The sequence below is a fragment of the Pseudomonas sp. LB3P93 genome, from assembly GCF_054898025.1.
In genome coordinates, this window is the sequence record NZ_CM142713.1 from 1,152,080 (window position 1) to 1,177,961 (window position 25,882).

Annotated in this window: 26 protein-coding genes; 11 read left to right on the forward strand and 15 right to left on the reverse strand. The window is 59.8% G+C overall.

The window, feature by feature from the left end; all coding sequences use genetic code 11:
- The first annotated feature begins 24 nt into the window (after positions 1 to 24).
- From ACYZT8_RS04960 to ACYZT8_RS04975, 4 genes are all read left to right on the forward strand, one after another.
- Positions 25 to 1,053: an amino acid ABC transporter substrate-binding protein gene (locus ACYZT8_RS04960; RefSeq protein WP_461957330.1), complete on the forward strand. Its 1,029-nt coding sequence runs from the start codon at positions 25 to 27 to the stop codon at positions 1,051 to 1,053.
- Between the two features lie 65 nt (positions 1,054 to 1,118).
- Positions 1,119 to 2,300 (forward strand): amino acid ABC transporter permease, encoded by a 1,182-nt coding sequence (locus ACYZT8_RS04965; protein WP_461979699.1) that lies wholly within the window; start codon positions 1,119 to 1,121, stop codon positions 2,298 to 2,300.
- A gap of 10 nt (positions 2,301 to 2,310) precedes the next feature.
- Positions 2,311 to 3,408 (forward strand): amino acid ABC transporter permease, encoded by a 1,098-nt coding sequence (locus ACYZT8_RS04970; protein WP_461979701.1) that lies wholly within the window; start codon positions 2,311 to 2,313, stop codon positions 3,406 to 3,408.
- 10 nt (positions 3,409 to 3,418) lie between these two features.
- Complete coding sequence (locus ACYZT8_RS04975) at positions 3,419 to 4,183, forward strand: amino acid ABC transporter ATP-binding protein (RefSeq protein WP_149628833.1); 765 nt, start codon at positions 3,419 to 3,421, stop codon at positions 4,181 to 4,183.
- A 55-nt stretch (positions 4,184 to 4,238) separates the two neighbouring features.
- Here the strand turns inward: ACYZT8_RS04975 and ACYZT8_RS04980 are convergent, their stop codons facing one another.
- Both ACYZT8_RS04980 and ACYZT8_RS04985 read right to left on the reverse strand, forming a co-directional pair.
- Complete coding sequence (locus ACYZT8_RS04980; RefSeq protein WP_461979703.1) at positions 4,239 to 4,721, reverse strand: type II toxin-antitoxin system MqsA family antitoxin; 483 nt, start codon at positions 4,719 to 4,721, stop codon at positions 4,239 to 4,241.
- Entirely contained in the window at positions 4,718 to 5,029 is a 312-nt protein-coding gene (locus tag ACYZT8_RS04985) for a type II toxin-antitoxin system MqsR family toxin (protein ID WP_461979705.1), read from the reverse strand. Before ACYZT8_RS04985 ends, ACYZT8_RS04980 begins: the two co-directional genes overlap by 4 nt.
- 166 nt (positions 5,030 to 5,195) lie before the next feature.
- On the opposite strand from ACYZT8_RS04985, the gene ACYZT8_RS04990 reads away from it, so the two are divergent.
- Positions 5,196 to 5,855 (forward strand): FadR/GntR family transcriptional regulator, encoded by a 660-nt coding sequence (locus ACYZT8_RS04990; protein ID WP_461979707.1) that lies wholly within the window; start codon positions 5,196 to 5,198, stop codon positions 5,853 to 5,855.
- The gene (locus ACYZT8_RS04995) at positions 5,845 to 7,146 is read left to right on the forward strand and encodes a CynX/NimT family MFS transporter (RefSeq protein WP_461979709.1); all 1,302 of its coding nucleotides are present in this window, start codon (positions 5,845 to 5,847) and stop codon (positions 7,144 to 7,146) included. Before ACYZT8_RS04990 ends, ACYZT8_RS04995 begins: the two co-directional genes overlap by 11 nt.
- A gap of 181 nt (positions 7,147 to 7,327) precedes the next feature.
- Here the strand turns inward: ACYZT8_RS04995 and ACYZT8_RS05000 are convergent, their stop codons facing one another.
- The 6 genes from ACYZT8_RS05000 to ACYZT8_RS05025 form a co-directional block, all read right to left on the reverse strand.
- Positions 7,328 to 7,948, reverse strand: a complete 621-nt coding sequence (locus ACYZT8_RS05000) for a DUF1120 domain-containing protein (RefSeq protein WP_461979711.1) — start codon at positions 7,946 to 7,948, stop codon at positions 7,328 to 7,330.
- A gap of 81 nt (positions 7,949 to 8,029) precedes the next feature.
- Positions 8,030 to 9,172 carry a DUF1120 domain-containing protein gene (locus tag ACYZT8_RS05005; protein WP_461979713.1) on the reverse strand — a complete coding sequence of 381 codons (1,143 nt, stop codon included), beginning with the start codon at positions 9,170 to 9,172 and terminating at the stop codon, positions 8,030 to 8,032.
- A 10-nt stretch (positions 9,173 to 9,182) separates the two neighbouring features.
- A complete protein-coding gene (locus ACYZT8_RS05010) occupies positions 9,183 to 11,639 on the reverse strand; it encodes a fimbria/pilus outer membrane usher protein (RefSeq protein WP_461979715.1) in 2,457 nt (818 codons plus the stop codon).
- A gap of 117 nt (positions 11,640 to 11,756) precedes the next feature.
- Positions 11,757 to 12,473, reverse strand: a complete 717-nt coding sequence (locus tag ACYZT8_RS05015; RefSeq protein ID WP_461979717.1) for a fimbria/pilus chaperone family protein — start codon at positions 12,471 to 12,473, stop codon at positions 11,757 to 11,759.
- A 52-nt stretch (positions 12,474 to 12,525) separates the two neighbouring features.
- Entirely contained in the window at positions 12,526 to 13,146 is a 621-nt protein-coding gene (locus ACYZT8_RS05020) for a DUF1120 domain-containing protein (protein WP_461979719.1), read from the reverse strand.
- A gap of 66 nt (positions 13,147 to 13,212) precedes the next feature.
- Entirely contained in the window at positions 13,213 to 13,842 is a 630-nt protein-coding gene (locus tag ACYZT8_RS05025) for a DUF1120 domain-containing protein (protein ID WP_461979721.1), read from the reverse strand.
- A gap of 353 nt (positions 13,843 to 14,195) precedes the next feature.
- Between ACYZT8_RS05025 and ACYZT8_RS05030 the strand changes: the two genes are divergently transcribed.
- From ACYZT8_RS05030 to ACYZT8_RS05045, 4 genes are all read left to right on the forward strand, one after another.
- Complete coding sequence (locus tag ACYZT8_RS05030; RefSeq protein WP_461979723.1) at positions 14,196 to 14,828, forward strand: response regulator; 633 nt, start codon at positions 14,196 to 14,198, stop codon at positions 14,826 to 14,828.
- 103 nt (positions 14,829 to 14,931) lie between these two features.
- The gene (locus ACYZT8_RS05035) at positions 14,932 to 15,402 is read left to right on the forward strand and encodes a nuclear transport factor 2 family protein (protein WP_461979725.1); all 471 of its coding nucleotides are present in this window, start codon (positions 14,932 to 14,934) and stop codon (positions 15,400 to 15,402) included.
- 39 nt (positions 15,403 to 15,441) lie between these two features.
- Positions 15,442 to 15,753, forward strand: coding sequence for a GIY-YIG nuclease family protein (locus tag ACYZT8_RS05040; protein ID WP_461979727.1), 312 nt, complete (start codon positions 15,442 to 15,444; stop codon positions 15,751 to 15,753).
- A gap of 88 nt (positions 15,754 to 15,841) precedes the next feature.
- On the forward strand, positions 15,842 to 16,777 hold the full coding sequence (locus tag ACYZT8_RS05045) for a glutathione S-transferase family protein (protein WP_461979729.1): 936 nt from the start codon (positions 15,842 to 15,844) through the stop codon (positions 16,775 to 16,777).
- A gap of 147 nt (positions 16,778 to 16,924) precedes the next feature.
- Here the strand turns inward: ACYZT8_RS05045 and ACYZT8_RS05050 are convergent, their stop codons facing one another.
- Together ACYZT8_RS05050 and yejK are read right to left on the reverse strand one after the other, a co-directional pair.
- A complete protein-coding gene (locus tag ACYZT8_RS05050) occupies positions 16,925 to 17,275 on the reverse strand; it encodes a glutaredoxin family protein (protein WP_461979731.1) in 351 nt (116 codons plus the stop codon).
- Entirely contained in the window at positions 17,275 to 18,279 is a 1,005-nt protein-coding gene (yejK, locus tag ACYZT8_RS05055) for a nucleoid-associated protein YejK (RefSeq protein ID WP_010463075.1), read from the reverse strand. The genes ACYZT8_RS05050 and yejK overlap by 1 nt, the downstream gene beginning before the upstream one ends.
- Positions 18,280 to 18,673: 394 nt before the next feature.
- On the opposite strand from yejK, the gene ACYZT8_RS05060 reads away from it, so the two are divergent.
- Positions 18,674 to 18,955 carry an HU family DNA-binding protein gene (locus ACYZT8_RS05060; protein ID WP_007905514.1) on the forward strand — a complete coding sequence of 94 codons (282 nt, stop codon included), beginning with the start codon at positions 18,674 to 18,676 and terminating at the stop codon, positions 18,953 to 18,955.
- Positions 18,956 to 19,162: 207 nt separating this feature from the next.
- Here the strand turns inward: ACYZT8_RS05060 and rlmF are convergent, their stop codons facing one another.
- From rlmF to ACYZT8_RS05085, 5 genes are all read right to left on the reverse strand, one after another.
- On the reverse strand, positions 19,163 to 20,185 hold the full coding sequence (gene rlmF, locus ACYZT8_RS05065; protein ID WP_461979734.1) for a 23S rRNA (adenine(1618)-N(6))-methyltransferase RlmF: 1,023 nt from the start codon (positions 20,183 to 20,185) through the stop codon (positions 19,163 to 19,165).
- Positions 20,186 to 20,362: 177 nt separating this feature from the next.
- The gene (locus ACYZT8_RS05070) at positions 20,363 to 23,209 is read right to left on the reverse strand and encodes a valine--tRNA ligase (RefSeq protein ID WP_461979736.1); all 2,847 of its coding nucleotides are present in this window, start codon (positions 23,207 to 23,209) and stop codon (positions 20,363 to 20,365) included.
- Between the two features lie 266 nt (positions 23,210 to 23,475).
- Complete coding sequence (locus ACYZT8_RS05075) at positions 23,476 to 23,862, reverse strand: DNA polymerase III subunit chi (RefSeq protein ID WP_461979738.1); 387 nt, start codon at positions 23,860 to 23,862, stop codon at positions 23,476 to 23,478.
- An 8-nt stretch (positions 23,863 to 23,870) separates the two neighbouring features.
- The gene (locus tag ACYZT8_RS05080; protein WP_131062823.1) at positions 23,871 to 24,299 is read right to left on the reverse strand and encodes a DNA polymerase III subunit chi; all 429 of its coding nucleotides are present in this window, start codon (positions 24,297 to 24,299) and stop codon (positions 23,871 to 23,873) included.
- Positions 24,300 to 24,359: 60 nt separating this feature from the next.
- Positions 24,360 to 25,850, reverse strand: a complete 1,491-nt coding sequence (locus ACYZT8_RS05085) for a leucyl aminopeptidase (RefSeq protein ID WP_461979740.1) — start codon at positions 25,848 to 25,850, stop codon at positions 24,360 to 24,362.
- Positions 25,851 to 25,882 lie beyond the last annotated feature (32 nt).

Below are 25,882 nucleotides of genomic sequence, written 5' to 3' on the forward strand. Positions count from 1 at the left end.
ACAAAAGCAAAACTGGAGGTTTGAATGAAGATGTTGAAATCCACCCTGGCCATCGTGACTGCAGCCGCAGTACTCGGTGTCAGCGGGTTCGCTCAGGCGGGTGCAACCCTGGATGCAGTGCAGAAGAAAGGTTTCGTACAGTGCGGTGTGAGTGACGGTCTGCCGGGCTTCTCGGTTCCAGACTCCACTGGCAAGATCATCGGTATCGATGCTGACGTCTGCCGCGCTGTGGCCGCTGCCGTATTCGGCGACGCGACCAAGGTCAAATTCAGCCAGCTGAACGCCAAAGAGCGCTTCACCGCGCTGCAGTCCGGCGAAATCGACGTGCTGTCGCGTAACACTACCTGGACCAGTTCCCGCGATTCGGGCATGGGCCTGGTGTTTGCCGGCGTGACTTACTACGACGGCATCGGCTTCCTGGTGAACAACAAGCTGGGCGTGAAAAGCGCTAAAGAGCTCGACGGCGCGACCATCTGCATTCAAGCCGGTACCACCACTGAGCTGAACGTTTCCGACTACTTCCGCGGTAACGGTCTGAAATACACCCCGATCACTTTCGACACCTCCGATGAAAGCGCCAAGTCGCTGGAATCCGGTCGTTGCGACGTGCTGACCTCCGACAAATCCCAGCTCTACGCACAACGCAGCAAGCTGGCGACGCCGACCGACTACGTCGTTCTGCCGGAAACCATCTCCAAGGAGCCTCTGGGCCCGGTCGTGCGTAAAGGCGACGAAGAGTGGTTCAGCATCGTCAAGTGGACCCTGTTCGCGATGGTCAACGCTGAAGAAATGGGCATCACCCAGAAAAACGTTGAAGCTGAAGCCAAAGCCACTAAGAACCCGGACGTTGCTCGTCTGCTGGGCGCTGACGGTGAATACGGCAAAGACCTGAAAGTGAAGAAAGACTGGGTCGTGCAGATCGTCAAGCAAGTAGGTAACTATGGTGAAGTGTTCGAGAAAAACCTCGGCAAGGGCACTCCACTGGCCATCGACCGCGGGCTGAACGCTCTGTGGAACAACGGCGGCATTCAATACGCACCACCAGTGCGCTGATGGTTCTATCACCCGGTGGGCCAACCACCGGGTGATGTTCTGTTCCATTACATCCGGGGCACTTCATGCAAAATTCAATCGGCGCACCAAAGCAGAGGCTCAGCCTCAGCGATCCCAAAGTGCGTGCGTGGTTATTTCAGATCATCACCATTGTGGCGGTGGTCTCGATGGGCTGGTATCTGTTCGATAACACACAGACCAACCTTCAACACCGGGGCATTACCTCCGGTTTCAGTTTTCTGGAGCGCAGTGCCGGTTTCGGCATCGCTCAACACCTGATCGACTACACCGAATCGGACAGCTATGCCCGGGTGTTTGTCATCGGCTTGCTCAACACGTTGCTGGTGACCTTCATCGGCGTGATCCTGGCGACGATCCTCGGGTTCATCGTTGGTGTGTCACGGCTGTCGAAGAACTGGATCATTGCCAAGCTGGCGACTGTTTATGTGGAAGTCTTCCGCAACATTCCGCCGCTGCTGCAAATCCTGTTCTGGTACTTCGCGGTGTTCCTGACCATGCCGGGACCACGCAACAGCCATAACTTCGGGGACACCTTCTTCGTCAGCAGCCGCGGCCTGAACATGCCGGCGGCGTTGACGGCAGAGGGTTTCTGGCCGTTTGTGGTCAGCGTCGTCGTGGCCATCGTCGCCATCGTGCTGATGTGCCGCTGGGCTAATAAACGTTTCGAAGCGACCGGCGTACCGTTCCACAAGTTCTGGACCGGCCTGGCGCTGATCCTGGTGATCCCGGCGCTGTGCGCACTGATCTTCGGCGCGCCTGTGCACTGGGAAATGCCGAAGCTGCAAGGTTTCAACTTCGTCGGTGGCTGGGTGTTGATCCCGGAACTGCTGGCGCTGACTTTGGCCCTGACCGTGTACACCGCGGCGTTTATCGCCGAGATCGTGCGTTCGGGCATCAAGTCGGTCAGCCACGGCCAGACCGAAGCGGCGCACTCGTTGGGCCTGCGCAACGGTCCGACCCTGCGCAAGGTGATCATCCCGCAAGCCCTGCGCGTGATCATTCCTCCGCTGACCAGCCAGTACCTGAACCTGGCGAAGAACTCCTCGCTGGCGGCCGGTATCGGTTATCCGGAGATGGTGTCGTTGTTTGCCGGTACGGTGCTGAACCAGACCGGGCAGGCGATCGAGGTGATTGCCATCACCATGAGCGTGTACCTGGCGATCAGTATCAGCATTTCCCTGCTGATGAACTGGTACAACAAGCGCATTGCGCTGATCGAGCGGTAAGGAAAAGCGCATGAGTACTCATACATTCAAACCTGACATGCCTCCACCGAGCAGCAGCATCGGTGTGGTCGCATGGATGCGCGCGAACATGTTCTCCAGCTGGCTCAACACCCTGCTGACCCTGTTTGCGTTCTACCTCATCTATCTGGTGGTTCCGCCGATCCTGCAGTGGGCAATCCTGGACGCCAACTGGGTCGGCACCTCCCAGGCCGACTGCACCAAAGAAGGCGCCTGCTGGGTGTTCATCCAGCAGCGCTTCGGCCAGTTCATGTACGGCTACTACCCGGTGGATCTGCGCTGGCGCGTGGACCTGACCGTGTGGCTGGCGGTCATTGGCGTGGCACCGCTGTTCATCTCGCGCTTCCCGCGTAAAGCGGTGTACGGGCTGAGCTTCCTGGTGCTGTACCCGATCATTGCCTGGTGCCTGTTGCATGGCGGCGTTTTCGGCCTGACCCAGGTGGCGACCAGCCAATGGGGCGGCCTGATGCTGACCCTGGTGATCGCCACCGTCGGTATTGCCGGTGCATTGCCGCTGGGGATCGTGCTGGCGCTGGGTCGTCGCTCGAACATGCCGGCGATTCGGGTGGTCTGCGTGACCTTCATCGAATTCTGGCGCGGCGTGCCGTTGATCACGGTGCTGTTCATGTCCTCGGTGATGCTGCCGTTGTTCCTGCCTGAAGGCATGAACTTCGACAAACTGCTGCGGGCGCTGATCGGCGTGATCCTGTTCCAGTCGGCCTACGTCGCCGAAGTAGTGCGTGGCGGTCTGCAAGCGATTCCCAAAGGTCAGTACGAAGCGGCTGCAGCGATGGGCCTCGGTTACTGGCGCAGCATGGGCCTGGTGATTCTGCCGCAAGCCCTGAAGCTGGTGATCCCCGGCATCGTCAACACCTTCATTGCGCTGTTCAAGGACACAAGCCTGGTGATCATCATCGGCCTGTTCGACCTGCTCAACAGCGTCAAACAAGCCGCTGCCGACCCGAAATGGTTGGGCATGGCCACTGAAGGCTATGTGTTCGCGGCCCTGGTGTTCTGGATTTTCTGTTTTGGTATGTCGCGCTATTCCATGCATCTGGAACGCAAGCTCGACACTGGCCACAAGCGTTAGGAGTTCTGTAATGAGCGAAGCAATCAAAAAGCCTGTCAGCCCTGAAGGCATTATTCAGATGCAGGGCGTGAACAAGTGGTACGGCCAGTTCCACGTGCTGAAAGACATCAACCTGAACGTCAAGCAGGGCGAGCGAATCGTCCTGTGCGGCCCGTCGGGTTCCGGCAAGTCGACGACCATTCGTTGTCTCAACCGTCTGGAAGAACACCAGCAGGGCCGCATCGTGGTCGATGGCGTGGAACTGACCAACGACCTCAAGCAGATCGAATCGGTCCGCCGTGAAGTCGGCATGGTGTTCCAGCACTTCAACCTGTTCCCGCACCTGACCATCCTGCAGAACTGCACGCTGGCGCCGATGTGGGTGCGCAAGATGCCCAAGCGCCAGGCCGAAGAAATCGCCATGCATTACCTGGAACGCGTCCGCATTCCGGAGCAGGCGCATAAATTCCCGGGGCAACTGTCCGGCGGCCAGCAACAGCGTGTAGCGATTGCCCGTGCCTTGTGCATGAAACCGAAAATCATGCTGTTCGATGAGCCGACTTCGGCACTCGACCCGGAAATGGTGAAAGAGGTTTTGGACACCATGATCGGCTTGGCCGAAGACGGCATGACCATGCTCTGCGTGACTCACGAAATGGGCTTCGCCCGCACCGTGGCCAATCGCGTGATCTTCATGGACAAGGGTGAAATCGTCGAGCAGGCTGCGCCGAACGACTTCTTCGATAACCCGCAGAATGAGCGGACGAAGCTGTTCCTGAGCCAGATCCTGCATTGATACCAGGATGACTGGTAAAACAAACCCGGCCTCACGCCGGGTTTGTTTTTTACGCTCAGGAAACAGTTAGGGTTTCGTGCTCTTTGTGGTCTGTATGCTTGAACCCCCTCAAATCCGCCCCTTCACCCAGTGACTTCACATCTGCGAGCAAATGCGGATAGCGGTCAAGCAGGCGCATCAGCAGTACCAATGTTTTCGGAGGAAGTACTTCGCCACGCTCGTAACGGGAAAACGCGTTGTGCCCGCCACCGGACAGAATTTGCACGGTTTCTTTTTGCGTCAGATGCAGTTTGCGACGGATTCGCTTCATCTCGTCGCCGATCATCTGCCTTGCTGCGATAACCAGTTCGTCGCCCGCATCTGAATGACGCTCTGAACAACTGTCGTCTAACTCGACCTCGCCACACATCTGGCATTCCCAGCCAGATAGATCATCTACGCGGCGCTCCATACCATTGACGCTCATGGTTTCGCCGCGACCCTCGAAATGTCGCATTCCTTCCCGGGCTCCACAGCTAAAACACTGCTGGGTTTTCATTGGGATTTCTCCTTGAAGGAGATTACGGGTGGGCCACCGCTGGGGCGATACGTCACCTTGATATAAATCTCCAGACCGTATGAGTTGATGTGGTAAACGTCTTGCCAGACGCGATGATCGTCATAGGTGGTCATCGACTTGAACAGCATCTTTCTCTGGAGCTCGAAAATGATCTCCCGCATCTCCACCAGGGTTAAGCCAAGTACCCTGCCGTCGTTTTTAGCCGTGCTGGTGAATGCTTTGCCCCCAAGTCGCCTGACATCCGCTTTGATCACCGCCAAGTCGTAATGGGGTGTGCTCTTTTCCATAAGAAACCAAACCCCTGCCCCTGAAATTACCCTTAAAGGGTAATTTTGACCAATCGAAAATCCCGCTCCCTTCCCCTCTACCTGACAGTAGGCGGTTGCCGCCCTACATGAATCTGACTAACATGTCAGAAAATTCATCCTATGATTGGATGAAAGGGCGAATTCCATGTCAGACATTTCTCCATTAGTTAAGCGATCGTTGGTCGACCAGGCGCTGGACCAGCTCCGCCAGCGCATCAATGCAGGCGTCTGGGTTGTTGGCCAGCGATTACCCACCGAACCAGAGCTGTCCGCCGAACTGGGCATCAGCCGCAACACCGTCCGTGAAGCCATGCGCGTACTAGCGTTTTCCGGGCTGATCGAAATCCGTCAGGGCGACGGCAGTTACTTGCGGGCGGTGATCGATCCGCTGGACACCATGAAAGCCTTGTCGCGCTGCTCCCATGAACAGGCCCGCGAGACCCGGCACATCCTTGAAGTAGAGGCCATCGGCCTCGCCGCCCTGCGCAGAACGGACGAGGACCTGGTGGCATTGCGCGAAGCGCTGGGCGTCAGCGGGAGTCACTACCACGGCGATCTCGACAGCTACATCGCCTGCGATCTGGTGTTTCACCGCCGTCTGGTGGACGCCGCGCACAACCCGACCCTCAGCGAGCTGTATCGCTATTTCTCCAGCATCGTCGGCGCGCAATTGCGCCAGACCTTGAACATCACCCCGCGACGCCAAGAGGTGTTCGACCTTCATATCGAACTGCTTGATGCCGTCGAGCAACGCGACCCGGAAAGGGCTAAAGCCCTGTCGAGGCAGTTGATCAATGAACCTTGAAACCGAGAATTCCATGTCCAGCCACAACATCACTCAACCCAAGCGCACAGCCGAACTGGAAGAACTGCTGATAGACGCCGAGGCCGATGACGAAGAGGTCCAGCAAAGTCACCCGATCCTGCGTCGTCCGTGGCTGTTGCTGCTGGGTTTGATTCTGGTGGCACTGAACCTGCGCCCGGCGCTGTCGAGCATGGCGCCAATGCTCAGCGAAATCTCGAAGACCCTCGGTTTGTCGGCGGCCCAGGCCGGGTTGCTGACGACGTTGCCAGTGCTTTGCCTGGGCTTGTTCGCTCCGCTGGCGCCCTTGCTGGCGCGACGTTTTGGCGCCGAGCGCGTGGTGTTGGGGATTTTGCTGATGCTGGCCGGCGGGATCATCCTGCGCAGTTCGTTCGGTGAGATCGGCCTGTTTGCCGGCAGTGTGCTGGCCGGCGCGAGCATCGGTGTGATCGGCGTTTTGTTACCCGGTATCGTCAAGCGCGACTTCCCGAAACAGGCCGGGACCATGACGGGCGTCTACACCATGGCGCTATGCCTTGGCGCGGCGATGGCGGCGGGTGCGACCGTGCCGTTGAGCGAGCATTTCGACCAGAGCTGGGCCCTGGGGCTTGGCTTTTGGGTGTTGCCGGCGCTGGTCGCGGCGATTTTCTGGTTGCCGCAAGTCGGTCAGAAACACGGCGCACATAACGTCGCGTATCGGGTTCGCGGCCTGTTGCGTGATCCACTGGCCTGGCAAGTCACGTTGTACATGGGCCTGCAATCATCGCTGGCGTATATCGTTTTTGGCTGGTTGCCGTCGATCCTGATCGGTCGTGGGCTGACACCGACTCAGGCCGGCCTGGTGCTCTCGGGGTCGGTGATCGTCCAACTGGCCAGTTCGCTGGCGGCACCTTGGCTGGCGACGCGCGGCAAGGATCAGCGGCTGGCGATTGTGGTGGTCATGCTGCTGACACTCGGCGGTCTGTTCGGCTGTCTCTATGCGCCGATCGAAGGCCTGTGGGGTTGGGCGATTCTGCTCGGCCTGGGGCAGGGCGGTACGTTCAGTCTGGCGCTGACCCTGATCGTGCTGCGCTCGCGCGATTCCCATGTTGCGGCCAACCTGTCGAGCATGGCTCAGGGCTTCGGTTACACCTTGGCATCGATGGGGCCGTTCGCGGTCGGTATTGTGCATGACTGGACCGGCGGCTGGACGGCGCTGGGCTGGATCTTCGGCGTGATCGGTCTCGGTGCAATCATCGCCGGCCTCGGCGCCGGGCGTTCGCTGTACGTTCAGGTGGTCAGCGAAAAGGTCTGACTACAGGTAAACAACGTCCAGCGTCGCCGAACCGTCGAGTTGCACTTCGGCGCTCAGGTCCGGTGTGGAGAAAAATCCTTTTCGTGGGTTTGCCGTGTGCCGGTGCCGCATCACCGTTGCGCTGATTATGGTGAGCGGAGTCGTCCTTGCCCGAAGCGTGACTTCGGGCAAGGTGCATGGCTTACAGGTACTTCATTTCAAATGTTGCTGAACCGTCGATAGTGACATCGTCGGTTAGGGTGAGGCTGTCGGCGCGGGCAATGAAGGTCAAAATCGTCAGCTCCATGCTGAGGTCTTTCACGGCGATTGGAATGAGAGTGCCAACAGCGCTTGTCGATGTGAGGTTGTCCTTGAGGATCTGATAGATGCGCGTCCAACTCGCACCGTTATCAATTGATCTGATCGAGTGCACAGGTTGTCCGTCTGCGAGAGCGCTTTTGATCGATGGCGTGAAATAACCGATTTTTTCGTTATTGCTGGTCAAGCCCAATCCGAAATACGAGTTGGACGATGATGTTCCGGCTTTGTTATCTATACCGTTAAGTGCAAACAGAGTTGACGCATCACACGCGACGGTCAATTGCATCGGATGACTGCCTACTCTCGTGTAACTCGTCAGGTTGAGGTCTTTTGCCTGCACCTGGCCGACGTCGACCATTCCTCCGTCGGACAGCGAAGGTGTACACGCTTTCGGTGTAATGAGACCTGTGACAGTCAAATCAGTGCTCGAAGCCGCCATTGCATAAGGCGCCACGCCAATCAACGCGGTGGTGGAGAGTGCTGCAAAGTACTTTTTAATCATTGTTTACTCACTTCTAGGGTTGTGTCCTGACTGCCCCGAGCCGCTCAAGTGCGCCCCGGATCCAGCAGGAGGGGTTGGGTGTTACAGATAAATAATCTCGATCGTCGCCGCGCCATCGAGGTCGATGGCGGTACTCAGGTCGAGGCCGTTGGTGGGGGCGATGACGGCGTTGACGGTCACCGTGGTGCTGAGGTTCTGTATCAGCACCGGGCCGGCGCTGCTGCCGGCGCTGTCGGTGAACGCCAGGTAACGGGTCTGTCCGATGGCGATCGGGTGGGCGCTGCCGATGCTCCAGGCTGTGCCGGCGATGGAGGAGTCGGTTCGATAGAGGCGGGCGAAGCCATCGGCATTGGCGCCGGCCGGGTCCACGCTCAGGGAATAACGACCAATCTTGTTGCCGCGGCTGTCCTTGCCCAGACCGTAGTCAATCTCACTGTCGAGCGTCGCCGAACCTGAGCGGTTGTCATGCATGATCAAGGCGAAAGCAGCCGGCGCGTCGCAGCCGACCATCAGCGTCAACGACCTGGGGGGCAGGCGTGTGTCCTTGTCCGCGTGCAGGTCTTTTTTCGACAGGGTGCCGAAGTCGACCACACCACCGTTGGACAACACCGGCTCACAGGCTGCCGGAGCGAAGCGGGCGCGCAAGGTCGCCTCACGGGTGCGCCCGGCGGCGATGGCGTCGAACACCCCGAAGGCTTCCCAGGTCACTGCGTCACGCACCTGCATCCCTTGCTCTTGAACCCAGGCGGTCAGCTCAAGTTGCGCAGAGAAACTGCGACCCTGCACCGGCACACCAGCCCGCATCGGCACGATCCCGTGTTCCGGTCGCCAGATCAGGTTCGACGCCGTTTCTGCCGGCGGCTGACCGGCCCCGGCAATCAACCCGATTTCCACCGACTGGCCGTCAAGCACGGCGTCGCGAATACGCACCTGATAGCTGCTGCGTTCGGTAAAGTGAAAACGTTCGGCGGTCGCGGCCATGGCCCTGTAGAACAGGCTCATGTCGATGGGCTGCGGACAGCTCAAGGTCAGGCTGAGCGGGCGCTCACCGAGGTTTCGTTCCAGTGCCGAATCGGGGCGGATCGCCCGGTTCATCAGCCCGTAATCGAGCACCGGCGGGCTCAGGTTGAACTGACATTCGTCAACGGACGCCGAGGCCAGTGGAGTCAATCCACTCAGAGAGAAAGGAGCGAGGGTCAGCAGCAGATAGCGTGACAGGTTCATGAAGTCATCCTCAGGGGGCTCGGCACTGGGCGGGGGCGGTTTCGTAGTACGCGTGGGTGTCGGCGTCGGCGGGCAGTTCGAAGCGCAGTTCGCAGCGTTCCAGCCCCGGCGCGCTGATCCACAGCGGGCGCCGTTCGAGGACGTTGGGCAAAAACACCAGGCCGCCGTCCTGCACCAAGGTCACGAATTCGCCATCCTCGGTGTTCACGGCGGCACCGCGTGGCAGGGGGGCGCCGTTGGCGGTGGTGGCCTTGAGCAGGGCTCGACGGGTCATCGTGATGCCGAATTCAACGTTGTCGACGGCACCGCGACCGGCCGAAATCACCGCCAACCCGTTGTGAATGTCGGCGTTGCGCGGCAGGGTTTTGGTGTCGACTTCCACTGGGCTGCGGCCGTATGCCGCCACCTGCGGGATCACCGCCTGACCTTGCCAGTCGGTCCACACCGGACCGCTGGGCGTCGACACTTTGATCGAACCCATGTCGCCCACCGATAGCAGGGCGAAGGTGTCGCTCACCGGATAGGGTGACAGCGTCACGCCTCCACCGTGGAGGACGGCACCGCCACGAGCGCTGGCCTGATAGCTGGAGCGTTCGGCGTCGGTGCGGGTGTAGTTGAGATCAAGCTGGGTGTAGCGCGGCAGCAGCGAAACGCCGGTCGTGGACTGCACCTGTTTATCGCGCGTGTCGTGTTCGACGCCGACCCTGTATGCCAGTTGATCGTTTATTTGTTCACTCAGGCCCACGCCGCTGCGGTATTCGCCGGCAGAACTGCGCACCCAGGTGCGCGCCCGGCGGTTCTCGCCCAACGGAATGCTGAGGTTCAGGTAGACGCTGTCATCGTTGCGGTTCGCGCCACTGACCTGCCATTCGGCGGTCGCCGAGACCGACACCCCACCGAGGCTGGTGCCCCACGAGGCGAAGGCGCGGCTGCTGCTTTGGCCATCGAACGAGCTGGATCGGCTGAAGCCGCTGCTGAAGGCGCCGAGCCATGGATGCGACCACGACAGGGTTGCGCTTTGTTGATCGCGGTAACGGGACTTGCTGTTGTCGGACGTGTTGGCGAACACCGCCTCTTCCAGTTCCCGGTAGCCCAGGGTTCGGTAGGAGCTGCCGGCATTGAGCGCCCACTGTTCGCTCAACCGGTGCGAGACGCTCAGGTCAGCCTGAAGACCCTGACTGGCTTGTCTGCCACCGGCATCCGCGCCGGTCAGCGTGGCTTGCACCTGGGTGGCGGGCGAGGGCAACAGGCCGACGCTGGCGCCCGCCGCGCGGTAGTCGGCGGCGCCGGTCAGGCCGGCGCTGAGCAACACTTGCGGGGTGAGCGTACCGCTCCAGCCGCCGCTGATGACCCAGGGATCGCCATCCTGCGCGTTACCAATACTGCGCACCTGACCGGCGCCCAGTGAATAACCGGGCGCTGGCAAACTGACCCCCAGCATCGCGGCAGGCACGGTAAAACTGCGCTCGCTGCCATCGGCCTCCTTGATCGTGACCTCAACGTCGGAGCGCGTGTTGAGCCGTCGCACGTTGGTGAGCGCGAACGGGCCGGCGGGCACCACCGTGGAATGGATCAGCGAACCGTTCTGGCGGACCTCGACCTGAGCCTGGCTGTTGGCAATTCCTTCGATGACCGCGCTTTGACTTTCGACCTGCAGCGCTTGCTCATTCAGCACTTGCACGCCGCTGATCTGCGCACCGGCGAGCACCGGGTTGTAGAGGTTGATCTGACCCGCCTGCAGCACCGCTTCCTGACTGGCGAAGGTTCGCTGGGCGTAGGCCGCAATGTGCGTGGTGCGGGAAATGTCGTCCTGCCAGGTCTGTACCTGACGGCTGCGCACGATCCAGTCGCCGGCATTGAAGCCGAGTTCGGTGTTGGCCGAGGCGTAGCGGTTCGAACTGTCCCCTGAACGGCTGTGCAAACCGGTGACGTCGTAGTTGAGCAAACCGGCAATGCCGCCGGTTTGATAGCCGGAAAAATCCCGGGCAACGGGGCGTATCGCATCGGTGGGCACGATCAACGACAGGGCGAGGTTCGCGGGGTCCGGTTCGATGATGGTTTGCGGCGCGGAGCCAAGAAAATCGTGGCACTGGCCACCCTCCAGCGTAAGCGCGGGAACCTTCAGGTTCGCCACATCAAGCAGCGCGCGATCGAAGCACAACGCCCCTTCGCGATCGAACGTGACGTCGACCCGGCCCTGGCGCTGGCCGTTGACGCTGAGCGTGACCGGGTGCCGACCGGCCGTGAACCGCGGTGCCTGCATCAGCAACGTCGCCAGCGCCGGATCAATGCCTCGCTGCTGCAGCGTGTCCCTGTCGAACGACGCCTCACCGTGGGCGTCGAGCATCATCAGCGCGTTGCTCAGCAGCAATGCCATCGTGGTTCGCCGCCGCCATGGATGAGGGCGAGCGTCGGTCCGAATAACGGGCACGGCTTCGCCATCACGGTAAATCGATACTGTGGTCATCGGGTTCACTTGGGTTATTGCGGTGTGCGGTTACAGGCACGCCTGTGGCAACGGCCAAGCGGCCGTCGCCTTGAAACATGGGTGCTCATCGTTCCTTGATGACGCCGTCAGGGTGGTTCAGGACTGGATGGGCGCCTCGTAATGTGGCACCGCAAAGCCGTAGACCGTCGCCGGTTGAAAACGCACTTGCGTGGCGGCGCCTTCGGGCACCTTGATGCTGATGTGCTCACCGGGCAGCACGTAGGTTTTCGGTAACATCGCGTTGCCCGCCGCCGGCAACAATTGCACTTCCTGGCCCAGGCGGACCACATAAGGCGTGTCGTTGCGCACGGTCAGTTGCCCGTCCTTCAGTGACCATTGCAGGTCGGTCCACGGCGTGCGATTGGGTGCCAGACCTTTGGGGTGCAGGATTACCGGCAGGTTCTGGCGCACTGTCACGCCGACTCGTGCCTGCCCCGCCCCGGCAGCGGCTTTGCCCTGGGGGATGCCCTCAAAGATCACCCGCTTCAAACGCTGAGTGAGCAGGGGTTTTTCCGATTGCAGAATGAACCGCACCAATTGGGTTTTGCCCGCTTCGACGCGCGCCAGCGGTGGCGTCACGAACACCAGCGATTCGCTGTCTTCGGCAATGTCTTCGAGGGTGACGTGCATCAACGCCACGTTGGCATCGGTGTTGGTCACCGACACGGACGCTTCGCCGTCGGCCTCGTTGACGATGACCACAGAAGTGTTCGGCACCATGCCGTCGGCCTGAGCCTGTGCGGTCAGCAGAAGGGCGAATGCGCCGATGCCGGAATGGAGCAGATGACGGGTGACTTTGGAAAACATCGTCATGACGTGTCTCGTTGAATGTTCAATAAAAAATGGAGCAGGGATCACTGACCTATCAATAGTTCAGCTGCACGGTGACATGCCCGTCGATGGGGATTTCATCAGTCAGCGTCAGGTCGTTCGCGCGAACGATGGTGGTAAAGGCTGTGAGCCGAGCGCGCAAATCCTTGATGGCAATCGGTGTGCTCAGGTCGCTCAACGCCGCGAACGCGGTCAGGCCGGCGTGTCCCAGGTAGGAGGACACTCGCCAAGAGGCACCGTCGTTGAGGGAAATGATGGTTTTCACCGCCGCCCCATCGGCCACCGTATCGAACAGGCCGAACGCAACACTGCCCAGGTTCTGGTCGTCGTTGATGACGCCCAGCCCGTGACTATTGGGGTGGAAGGCGGAAGAGCCTTCGCGGTTGTCGATCGTCGTCAGGGTAAACGGCGTGGCGCCTTCGCAGTTCACTTCCAGATACAGCGTGCCGTTTTCCAGGGCCGTGGGCTGGTCCGGTCTCAGATCTTTCACCGTCACTTTGCCGTGGTCGACGATGCCGCCGCCGGACAGGCTGGGTGTGCACGCGCTGGGTGTGATCAGGCCGGTGACGCTCAGGTCGGCGCTGCTGGCGGCGAAGGCTGCGGGCGCGTCGATGAGCAACAGGAGAGTCAATGGAGCAAGGGAGCATCTGTCCATGATGGGTCGTCCTTTGAGTGAGCGGGCATCGCCGTGTGCCGGGCGTTGCACGTTGATGACGGAGGGTTACAGGTACTTGATCTGGAGGGTTGCGGAACCGTCGAGTGTGACTTCGTCGGTCAGAGTCAGGCTGTCAGCACGAGCGATGTAGGCATCTACTTCCACGTTCATGGCCAGATTACTGGTCACAACCGGATACCAGCTTCCAGTGGAGGTGTCGCCCACTGCGGCCCAGCTAGAAGGGTCGACCGGGATGTGATGATTGTTCCGCCAGGTTTTGCCCTCATCGAATGAAACGATGACTTTTTTCGGGCCGCTGTCGGTAATGGCGTCGAGGTAGGTCACAGTGAACCCGCCGAGATTTTCATTGGCACTGGTCTTGCCCAGGCCATATTGATAGGGGTTGTGGGTGGAGCTGGAGCGATTGTCCTGCAGTGTCAGCGCAAAGGTAGTTGCGGCGTCGCAACCCACATTGACTTGTAATTTTTCCGTGCCCAAATGGGTGACGCTGGTCTGGTTGAGATCCTTGGCCGATGTTTTTCCAAAATCAACGGTTCCGTTGTTGGACAGAACAGGGGTACAGGCCGCCGGAGTGATGATGCCCGTTACGGTCAGGTCAGTACTGGAAGCCGCGAACGCCGACGAGGCGCCGGTCAGCAGCAAAGCAGCGGTCAGGAGGGATACATTTTTGTTCATATGTCGGCTCTTCCTTGATGAAAGATTGTTGGGAGTTTGCCCTGTGCAGGCAGGGCGCAATCTATCGGTCGGGGTAGCCGGGCGGAATGCAACTAATACGAAAAAGGAGGGCCGGGTGTATGAAAGTTCATGGCGAGCTACAGATCTCATTTTTCGACATGTTGTCTGTAGTCTTTTGGTGTGAGCTGCGTAGCTTTAAAACGTAGGGCGGTTCCTTTTGTTTTATCAGAGAAAGGACAGAGTCCCGGATACGTTGGGGGAAGTGGTTATGCGGTCGAGATTGGTCGTTGTGGTCGGAATAGGACGGCGTTACTTTTCGCGTATTCCAGTCGCCAAACAGGATAAATCCGACAATGCGCGTAATTATTGCTGACGATCATCCTGTCGTCCGCATCGGGTTACGGATGCTCATCGATCTGAGCCGGACGTGTGTGGTCGTGGGTGAGGCCGATGGTCCGGACAGCCTGTTGAACCTTCTCTCAACCACGCCTTGCGATCTATTGATCACGGACTTCTCCATGCCGGGCAACCAACAGGCCGATGGACTGAAGATGCTCAGTACGGTTCGACGTCACTACGCTTCGACGCCGATTATTCTGGTCACGATGTTTGCCAATGTTGCGACGCTGAGAGTGGCATTCGCTCAAGGCGTGATGGCGATCGTCGCCAAGGATGCCTCGGCGACGGAGCTTCCCCTGGCGATCAAATCGGTGCGCGAAGGGCGACGTTTCATCAGCGAGTCCTTGCGCACGGCGCTGGCTCAGGCAGACACCGCGGCTCAGTCGCGCTCCCCTTTGCTGTCGGCCAAAGAACATGAAGTGGTGAGAATGCTCGCCAGCGGCATGACCGTCAGTGAAATCGCCAGCTACTTCAAGCGCAGCGTTTCGACGATCAGTAAACAGAAAAGCATGGCCATGCAGAGGCTGGGCATTTCCACGGATGTGGATCTCTTTGCTTATGCCCGTGACAGCGGCATGGTGCATTAGGTTTTGGCGCACCTCGGGGTATTCCCGCCACGAATGCCAATAGTGTTCCGAGCATTTGCAGACTATCGTGCAGGCAATCCTGTAAAAACTTCGGAGCCTGTCCATGACTGACGCCAACCGCGCATTGATCACCCAGTTCTACCAAGCCTTCCAGCGGCTGGATGCCGAGGCCATGAGCGCCTGCTATACCGACGATGTGCTGTTCAGTGATCCGGCATTTGGCGAATTGCACGGGCGCGATGCCGGCGACATGTGGCGCATGCTCACGACTCGGGCGAAGGATTTTTCCCTGACATTCGACAACGTTCGGGCCGAGGAACGCACGGGCGGCGCGCATTGGGTCGCGACCTACCTGTTCAGCCAGACCGGCAACACGGTGGTCAACGATATTCAGGCGCAGTTCGTCTTCCGTGATGGGAAGATTTGCGAGCACCATGACAGCTTCGATATGTGGTCCTGGTCGCGGCAGGCGCTGGGCTTCAAGGGGTTGCTGCTGGGCTGGTCGCCAGCGGTGAGGAATGCCGTTCGCGCTCAAGCGTTGAAGGGGCTGAAGGCATTCCAGGCCAGTCGCTGATAAGATCGCGGCTTGTTTCCTACAAGCCTTGATCGCTACGTGACTACCCTCAGCGAAATCCCTGCCGACGCCGACACGCCGGTGAGCAAACCCTGGTTCGTCTACCTCGTTCGCGCGGCCAATGGTTCGCTGTACTGCGGGATCAGCGACGATCCCGTCCGCCGCTTCGCCACCCACCAGAGTGGCAAGGGCGCACGCTTCTTCCTTTCCAGTCCTGCTGTGGCCTTGGTCTACACAGAGGTCTGCCGCGACAAAAGCGAAGCATTGCGGCAAGAGCGCTTGATCAAAAAACTCAAGAAAAGCGCCAAGGAATGTCTGGTCGCAAGCGCTGTCGCGGGCTTATCAACCTGACTGATAAGTGCCCATCAGGCAGATCTGTAGGCTGCCCGCAGATTGCGCGCTAAGCTGCGGATTCCTTATCCGTGCGGCGGAGCCGAGCATGTCCGAGTTGATTCTGCATCATTACCCGACGTCCCTTTTCGCCGAAAAGGCCCGCCTGCTGCTGGGCTTCAAGGGGCTGTCGTGGCGCTCGGTGAAGATCGCACCGATCATGCCAAAACCTGATCTGACCGCCCTGACCGGTGGCTACCGCAGGACGCCAGTGCTGCAGATCGGTGCTGATATTTATTGCGACACCTCGCTGATTGCCCGTCGTCTGGAACAGGAAAAAGCCTTGCCGGCGTTCTTCCCGGAAGGTCAGGAAATGATCGCTGCGACCTTCGCTGCCTGGGCCGATTCGGTGGTATTCCAGCATGCCGTGAGCCTGGTGTTTCAGCCGGAATCGATAGCGGTGCGTTTCGGCCATTTACCGCCGGAAGCGATCAAGGCATTTCTGGCTGATCGCGCCGGACTCTTCAGCGGTGGCAGCGCGACCAAGTTGTCCGCCGAGCAAGCCAGGCATCAATGGCCAACAATCATGGCGCGCCTGGAGCAGCAGCTTCAGCGTGAGCAGGGCGACTTCCTGTTTGGCGAGCCGTCGATTGCCGACTTTGCCCTGGCCCATCCGCTGTGGTTTCTCAAGGCCACGCCCGTGACCGCTCCGTTGGTTGATGCCTATCCGGCGGTGTCGGCGTGGTTCGGTCGCGTGATGGGGTTCGGGCATGGCGCGTTCAGCGAGATGTCGTCCGAGGAAGCGCTGGAGGTTGCGCGCAACGCGACACCGGCCGCATTGCCGGATGAGCAGTTCGATGAGCCGAATGGTTTTGAGGTTGGTCAGCAGGTGGTCATCGCGGCAACGGATTACGGCGTTGACCCGGTGGCGGGTGAGTTGCTGTTTGCGGGGCGCGAGGAGTTGATTCTGCGTCGGGAAGACGAGCGGGGCGGTGTGGTGCATGTGCACTTTCCGCGGTTCGGATTCCGCATCGAAGCGCAGTAAGCGCTAACCACTAATTTTCTGGTCATGCACTAACCTGTGGGAGCTGGCTTGCCTGCGATAGCGGAGTGTCAGACAACATCGATGTTGTTGGGCTGACGTCATCGCAGGCAAGCCAGCTCCCACAGGGGACGGTGTCGGCCTGATCAGCTATTTCAGGGCAGCGAGGATCGCATCCGGGTCATACCCGCGAATCAACGTCCCGTTCACATCGATGACTGGAATCCCGCCGCCGCCCAGCGCCTCATAGGCCTTGCGCGCCTCGGCGTCTTTCTCGATATCGAATTCCTTGAACGGAATACCTTTCTGGTCAAGAAAGCGCCGCGTCAGTTTGCAGTAACCACACCAGTCGGTCGCGTAGAGCACGACGTTGGCTTTGGTCTGAGTCTGCTCTGACACCACTTGGCTCGGATTGAATAGCCGCTCGATCTTGCCCCAGTTCTGGTAAACCACGACCACCAGCAGGATCAGCAGGAATTTTTTCAGCAGGCCGTTCAGCATCAGTTGCGTCGCTTGAGCTGATCGGTCAGCTGCGTAGGCAGGCCCTTGATGATCAGCGTGCCGGCCTCTTCGTCGTATTCGATCTTCGAGCCCAGCAGGTGCGCTTCGAAGCTGATGGACAGGCCTTCGGCGCGGCCGGTGAAGCGACGGAACTGGTTCAAGGTGCGTTTATCCGCCGGGATCTCCGGAGACAGGCCGTAATCCTTGTTGCGGATGTGATCGTAGAAGGCTTTCGGGCGCTCTTCATCGATCAGTTCCGAGAGTTCTTCCAGACCCATCGGCTCGCCGAGCTTGGCCTGGCTGCTGGCGTAATCCACCAACGTTTTGGTTTTCTCGCGGGCGGACTCTTCCGGCAAATCTTCGCTTTCAACGAAATCACTGAAGGCCTTGAGCAGAGTGCGGGTTTCGCCCGGGCCGTCTACGCCTTCCTGGCAACCGATGAAGTCGCGGAAATACTCCGAAACCTTTTTCCCGTTCTTGCCTTTGATGAACGAAATGTACTGCTTGGACTGTTTGTTGTTCTGCCACTCGGACACGTTGATCCGTGCCGCCAGGTGCAGCTGGCCCAAATCCAGGTGGCGGGACGGGGTCACGTCCAGCTGATCGGTCACTGCAACGCCTTCACTGTGGTGCAGCAGCGCGATCGCCAGGTAATCGGTCATGCCCTGCTGGTAATGCGCGAACAGCACGTGGCCGCCCACAGAGAGGTTCGACTCTTCCATCAGTTTTTGCAGGTGTTCCACCGCCACCCGACTGAACGCCGTGAAGTCCTTGCCGCCCTCGAGGTACTCCTTCAGCCAGCCGCTGAACGGATGCGCCCCGGACTCGGCATGGAAGAAACCCCAGGCCTTGCCTTGTTTGGCGTTGTAGCTCTCGTTGAGGTCGGCAAGCATGTTCTCGATGGCGCTCGACTCGGCCAGTTCCGAGTCGCGGGCGTGGAGAACTGCAGGCGTGCCGTCGGGTTTTTTGTCGATCAGGTGGACAATGCAATGACGGATCGGCATGGGCTTCTCGGCTGAATGAAGAGAGGAGGGCGTGCTCCCCCAAAAAGTGCCAAGTGTACCGCAACCACTGGTTTTGGCGCGGCTCGAAGGGCAATTCGCAGCCGTCCGGCGGCCCTTATGAAGTTTTTTGCCGTTTTAGAGCAATAAAGCTGACCAAATGGGTAGCTAGAGGCGGATATTTCCCCGTCTCTGTGCTAGTTTTGCCCCGTCTTACGCGAAGTCACTGCGTTAAGCGTGCATTCAGCATTTGTCAGGTCGAACCAAACCCTGATTTCGGTATCTATAACCCCGATCCCGTGGTTATTGGCCGAGGGTGCCAGATCCAGAAGATCGGGCTCGATGGCTGACACTGCACTCTGCAATCCATATGAATTTGATAGGGAAGGAACACTACATGGCTCTTACTAAAGACCAACTGATCGCCGACATCGCTGAAGCTATCGACGCGCCAAAAACCACCGCGCGTAACGCTCTGGACCAACTGGGCCAAATCGTTGCCGATCAGCTGGAAAACGGCGGCGAAATCACTCTGCCAGGTATCGGCAAACTGAAAGTGACCGAGCGTCCTGCCCGTACCGGCCGTAACCCTTCGACTGGCGCTGCCATCGAAATCGCTGCCAAGAAAGTTATCAAGCTGGTTGTGGCCAAAGGCCTGACCGACGCTGTTAACAAGTAAGACGCAGTAAAAAAAGCCGTGCTCCGGAGCAATCCGGGCACGGCTTTTTTGTGTCTGCGATTCAGCGAATGACCTGAAAACACCTATAAACCAATGTGGGAGCGAGCCTGCTCGCGATGGCTGCGTGTCAGTTAACGATGATGTCGACTGATGCACCGCCATCGCGAGCAGGCTCACTCCCACAGTTGATCTGCGGCGGTCAGTTACTCAGCTTTTTTTAACCCAACGCTCGCGCCACACCTGCTGCTCGGATTTGGTCTGGAAGGTCCACGCGACGAAGCGGCTTTGCTTCTGGCCCTGGGACATTTCCACCACCTGGCTTTCCAGTACGCCGGCCTTTTTCAGCGCCGTCTGGATCGAAGGCAGGTTTGACGCCTTCGAAACCAGCGTGCTGAACCACAATACTTTGTGCTGGAAATGCGCACTTTCGGCGATCAACTGCGTCACAAACCGTGCTTCGCCACCTTCACACCACAATTCGGCCGATTGACCGCCGAAGTTCAACACCGGCAGTTTGCGTTTCGGGTCGGCGCGGCCCAGAGCGCGCCATTTACGCTCGCTGCCCTTGGTCGCCTCATCCATCGAGGCATGGAACGGCGGGTTGCACATGGTCAGGTCAAAACGTTCGCCGGGTTCAAGCAGGCCCAGCAGAATGTGCTTGGGATTGCTTTGCTGGCGCAGTTGAATGGCCTTGTTCAGCCCGTTGGACTGCACGATGGCTTTGGCCGCAGCCACAGCCGTCGGGTCAATTTCCGAGCCGAGGAAGTGCCAGCGGTAGTCGCTGTAGCCGATCAACGGATAGACGCAGTTGGCGCCCATGCCGATATCGAGCACCTTGACCGGCGCGCCGCGCGGGATTTCACCGTCGTTGACGCTGGCCAGCAGGTCGGCCAGAAAGTGCACGTAGTCGGCGCGGCCCGGAACAGGCGGGCAGAGGTAATCGGCCGGAATGTCCCAATGGGCGATGCCATAAAACGATTTGAGCAGCGCCCGGTTGAACACACGCACCGCATCGGGGCTGGCGAAGTCGATGCTTTCCTTGCCGTACGGGTTGATGATCACGAACTTCGCCAGTTCCGGCGTGGTTTTGATCAGCGCCGGGAAGTCGTAGCGACCTTGATGGCGATTGCGCGGGTGCAGGCTGGCCTTTTCACGCGGCTCAACGGCTTTGGCCGGGGTCGCGGTGTCAGGCTTCTTGCGCGCAGGTCTTGGAGTGCGGGGGGCGTTCATGGGCGTTGTCGATTCGGGTATGGCTGAAAGTGGCGGGTATTGTCCCACATCCCGGCCTTGTGAACGCAATTGTGAAGATCAGCACGAATCCCACAGGGTGTTGTGGTGTTTGTAGGCACGTTGCAGGCACAAAAAAGGGAGGCCGCATGGGCCTCCCTCTTTCATTGCGACTAGCCGTTACAAGCTGGCAATCCGCGCATGCTGCTCGGCCAACTTGCCCAAAGCCTGTTCAGCTTCAGCCAGTTTGGCGCGTTCCTTCTCGATGACTTCGGCCGGGGCCTTGTCGACGAAACCGGCGTTGGACAGCTTGCCACCCACGCGCTGAACTTCGCCCTGCAAGCGCAGGATTTCCTTGTCCAGACGCGCCAGTTCGGCGTCCTTGTCGATCAGGCCAGCCATCGGCACCAGCACTTCCATCTCGCCAACCAGTGCGGTGGCGGACAGCGGTGCTTCTTCGCCGGCAGCCAGTACAGTGATCGATTCGAGGCGAGCCAGCTTCTTCAGCAGGGCTTCGTTCTCGGTGAGACGACGCTGGTCTTCGGCGCTGACGTTTTTCAGATAGATCGGCAGCGGCTTGCCCGGACCGATGTTCATCTCGCCACGGATGTTACGCGTGCCGAGCATCAGTTCCTTGAGCCATTCGATGTCGTTCTCGGCCGCCGGATCGATGCGCTCTTCATTGGCCACTGGCCAAGGTTGCAGCATGATCGTCTTGCCCTGAATGCCTGCCAGCGGCGCGATGCGCTGCCAGATTTCTTCAGTGATGAACGGCATGAACGGATGCGCCAGACGCAACGCGACTTCCAGAACCCGAACCAGTGTGCGGCGGGTGCCACGCTGACGTTCGACCGGGGCGTTTTCGTCCCACAGCACAGGCTTGGACAGTTCCAGGTACCAGTCGCAATACTGATTCCAGATGAACTCGTACAGCGCTTGCGCTGCCAGGTCGAAACGGAACTGATCGAGTTGACGGGTCACTTCGGCTTCGGTGCGTTGCAGCTGCGAGATGATCCAGCGATCCGCCAGCGACAGTTCGTAAGCCTCGCCGTTCTGGCCGCAGTCTTCGCCCTTGTCCAGAACATAACGCGCGGCGTTCCAGATCTTGTTGCAGAAGTTGCGATAGCCTTCGACGCGGCCCATGTCGAACTTGATGTCGCGACCGGTGGACGCCAGCGAGCAGAAGGTGAAGCGCAGGGCGTCGGTGCCATAGCTGGCGATGCCATCGGCGAACTCGTCGCGGGTCTGCTTCTCGATCTTCTTCGCCAGTTTTGGCTGCATCATGCCCGAGGTGCGTTTCTGCACCAGGTCTTCGAGCTCGATGCCGTCGATGATGTCCAGCGGGTCCAGGACGTTGCCCTTGGACTTGGACATCTTCTGGCCCTGGCCATCACGCACCAGACCGTGCACGTACACAGTCTTGAACGGAACCTGCGGCGTGCCGTCCTCATTCTTCATCAGGTGCATGGTCATCATGATCATCCGGGCAACCCAGAAGAAAATGATGTCGAAACCGGTGACCAGCACGTCGGTGGAATGGAATTTCTTCAGGAACTCGGTCTGCTCAGGCCAGCCGAGGGTCGAGAACGTCCACAGGCCCGAACTGAACCAGGTATCGAGAACGTCGTTGTCCTGTTGCAGCGCAACGTCCGGGCCAAGGTTGTGCTTGGCGCGTACTTCGGCTTCGTCGCGACCGACGTAGACTTTGCCCGACTCGTCGTACCAGGCCGGAATCCGGTGGCCCCACCACAGCTGACGGCTGATGCACCAGTCCTGGATGTCGCGCATCCACGAGAAGTACATGTTTTCGTATTGCTTCGGCACGAACTGGATACGACCGTCTTCAACGGCGGCAATCGCAGGCTCGGCCAACGGCTTGGTCGACACGTACCACTGGTCGGTCAGCCAAGGCTCGATGATCGTGCCGGAACGGTCGCCTTTCGGCACTTTCAGCGCGTGATCGTTGACGCTGACCAGCAGGCCGGCGGCGTCGAACGCAGCCACGATTTGCTTGCGCGCTTCGAAGCGGTCGAGGCCAACGTATTCGGCCGGGATCTTGCCGTCGATGCTTTCATTCAGCGTGCCGTCGAGGTTGAACACCTGACAGGCTGGCAGTACGGCAGCGTTCTTGTCGAAGATGTTCAGCAGCGGCAGGTTGTGGCGCTTGCCGACTTCGTAGTCGTTGAAATCGTGGGCCGGGGTGATTTTCACGCAACCGGTGCCGAATTCAGGATCGCAGTAATCGTCGGCAATGATCGGGATACGGCGGCCGACCAGCGGCAGCTCGACAAATTTGCCGATCAAGGCTTTGTAGCGTTCATCGTTAGGGTTCACAGCGACGGCGGCGTCGCCGAGCATGGTTTCCGGGCGAGTGGTCGCGACGATCAGGAAATCGTTGCCTTCAGCGGTCTTGACGCCGTCGGCCAGCGGGTATTTCAGGTTCCACAGGAAACCTTTCTCGTCGTGGTTTTCCACTTCGAGGTCGGAAATCGCCGTGTGCAACTTGGTGTCCCAGTTGACCAGACGCTTGCCGCGGTAGATCAGGCCGTCTTCGTGCAGGCGCACGAACGCTTCTTTAACCGCTTCCGAGAGACCGTCGTCCATGGTGAAGCGCTCGCGGCTCCAGTCGACGGACGAGCCGAGGCGGCGGATCTGACGGCTGATGTTGCCGCCGGATTGATCCTTCCACTCCCAGACTTTCTCGAGGAATTTCTCACGGCCCAGGTCGTGACGATTCTGGCCTTGGGCTTCGAGTTGGCGTTCCACCAGCATTTGCGTGGCGATACCGGCGTGGTCGGTGCCCGGCTGCCACAGGGTGTTGCGACCCTGCATGCGGCGGAAACGGATCAGGGCGTCCATGATCGCGTTATTGAAGCCGTGACCCATGTGCAGGCTGCCGGTGACGTTCGGCGGCGGGATCATGATGGTGTAGGACTCGCCCACGCCTTGCGGGGCGAAGTAATTCTCTGACTCCCAGGTGTTGTACCAGGAAGTTTCAATGGCGTGCGGCTGGTAGGTCTTATCCATGCGCGGCGGGACCCTATTGGCATTTATTCAGGAAAAGCCGGCAAGTATAGCGGGGCATGGGGCGTAGGGCGAGCAGGGGCGGACGGCGCGCAGGTCAAATGTGGGAGGAGCCTGTGGCGAGGGAGCTTGCTCCCGCTGGGGCGCGAAGCGGCCCCGACATCAGCAAGTCAGGTGTGTCAGGGTGCATCGAGTGTTCAGGCTTTGCGGCTGCCTCGCAGCCGAGCGGGAGCAAGCTCCCTCGCCACAGAAGCCCTCTTGGCTTGGGATTACTCGTACTGGCTTAGCAACCGTTCCATCCGCGCATCCAGCCGGCGCTTGATCTCGGTTTCAATGTGCGGTGCAAAATCATCGATCACGTCTTGCATGATCAACATCGCGGCAGCGCGCAGTTCGCTGTCCAGGTGCAGCAGGGCGTCGGGGCCTTTGCTGGCCGCCGGTGCCGGTTGCGCGACAGGGGCGGGCGGTGTCGGTTCGACGGTCTGCGGCGCGCCGCTGACGGAATCGAACAACATCGGAATCTGTTCCTGATCACCGTCATTGACCGTGTCGGTCAGCAACGGCGGTTGCAGGTTGTCATCGCCAAGCAGTTGGCGGATCGACTCGAGGTCATCCAGCAAGTGCGCGGACTTCTGTTGCGGTTTTGGAGTGTCCATCGGAATGCTCAGAGTCGCTGTAAACGGTGATCTTGCAGAGGATAGCCCTGTTCGCGATAGAAACGGAAACTCTCCCGCGCGGCCGCACGAATCGTCGGATCTTCCACCACCACTTCCGCCACGCGGGCGAACTGTTTGGCGAATACCGGCACTTTCAGGTCGAGATTGACCAGCAGATCCTGATGCGGACCGCAGTCATCACCCAGCCCCAGCACAATCAAACCTTCTGGTTCGCTTTCGGCAGGACCGTGAGGCACGAAGCTTTCACCCTTGAAGGCCCACAAACGTGCATCGAGATCCTCACGTTGGGCGGCATCGCTGCAATGCAGGTAAATGCGGTGGCCCATGCGCCAGGCTTTTTCGGTGAGTTTGCAGGCGAAATCCAGCCGTGCCGACGGATCGGCACTGGGCAGGATATAGAAGTCGACTTTGGTCATTACGGTTCCTGAACCACGAACGGCGTCACCGGAAAGTGACGCCGTCCGAGGTCATCGGTTTCAGGCTTTGGCGCGGTCCAGCAGGTATTGGGTCAGCAACGGAACCGGACGGCCAGTGGCGCCCTTGTCCTTGCCGCCGCTGGTCCATGCGGTGCCGGCGATGTCCAGGTGCGCCCAGTTCAGGTTCTTGGTGAAGCGCGACAGGAAGCAGGCCGCAGTGATGGTGCCGGCTTTCGGCCCGCCAATGTTGGCGATGTCGGCGAACGGGCTGTCCAGTTGCTCTTGATACTCATCGAACAGCGGCAGTTGCCAGGCGCGGTCGTCGGCAGCCTTGCCGGCGCTCAGCAGTTGACCGATCAGCTCGTCGTTGTTGCCCAGCAGGCCGGAAGTGTGGGAACCCAGGGCGACGACGCAAGCGCCGGTCAGGGTCGCGATGTCGATCACGGCTTGCGGCTTGAAGCGCTCGGAGTAGGTCAGGGCGTCACACAGCACCAGACGGCCTTCGGCATCGGTGTTGAGGATTTCAACGGTCTGGCCGCTCATGGTGGTGACGATGTCGCCTGGGCGCGAAGCATTGCCGCTCGGCATGTTCTCGGCGCACGCCAGGATGCACACCAGGTTGATCGGCAGTTTCAGCTCGAGCACGGCGCGCAGGGTGCCGAACACGCTGGCAGCGCCGCCCATGTCGTACTTCATTTCATCCATGCCGGCGCCCGGTTTCAGGCTGATGCCGCCGGTGTCAAAGGTAATGCCTTTGCCGACCAGTGCGTACGGCTTCTCGGATTTCTTGCCGCCGTTGTATTGCATGACGATCAGGCGCGGTGGCTGGGCGCTGCCCTGGCCCACGGCGTAGAACGAGCCCATGCCCAGGTCCTTGATCTTCTTCTCATCAAGGACTTCGACTTTCAGGCTCTTGAATTCTTTACCCAGGTTCTTGGCTTGTTCGCCGAGGAAGGTCGGGTGGCAGATGTTCGGTGGCAGGTTGCCCAGGTCACGGGTGAACGCCATGCCGTTGGCAATCGCAGTGGCGTGGGCCGCGGCGCGCTCGACTTCAGCCTGTGCAGCCTTGATGGTCACCAGGGTGATTTTCTTCAGGGAGCGCGGTTCGGCCTTCTGGCTCTTGAACTGGTCGAAGGTGTATTCGCCGTCCACCAGGGTTTCGGCCAGCAGGCGGGTCTTGCCGTAGCTGTCGCGGCCTTTGACCACGACTTCGTCCAGCGCCAGCACGGCGTCGGTGCCGCCCAGACCTTTGAGGGTGTTGAGGATGCCAGCGATGATTTTACGGAACGGGCGGTCACCCAGCTCTTCGTCCTTGCCCACGCCGACCAGCAGAACGCGTTCGGCCTTGAGGTTCGGCAGGCTGTGCAGCAACAGGCTCTGGCCGACCTTGCCGGCCAGGTCGCCGCGCTTGAGTACCGCGCTGATGACGCCGCCGCTCAGTTCGTCGAGTTGTTTTGCCACGGCGCCGAGCTTGCGGTCTTCGCCGACGGCGACCACCAGAGTGGCGGTCTTCAACGTTTCTGGGCTAACGCTTTTTACAACCAGTTCCATGTCCGGGTCCCTGAATTAATGGTCAACGTGCG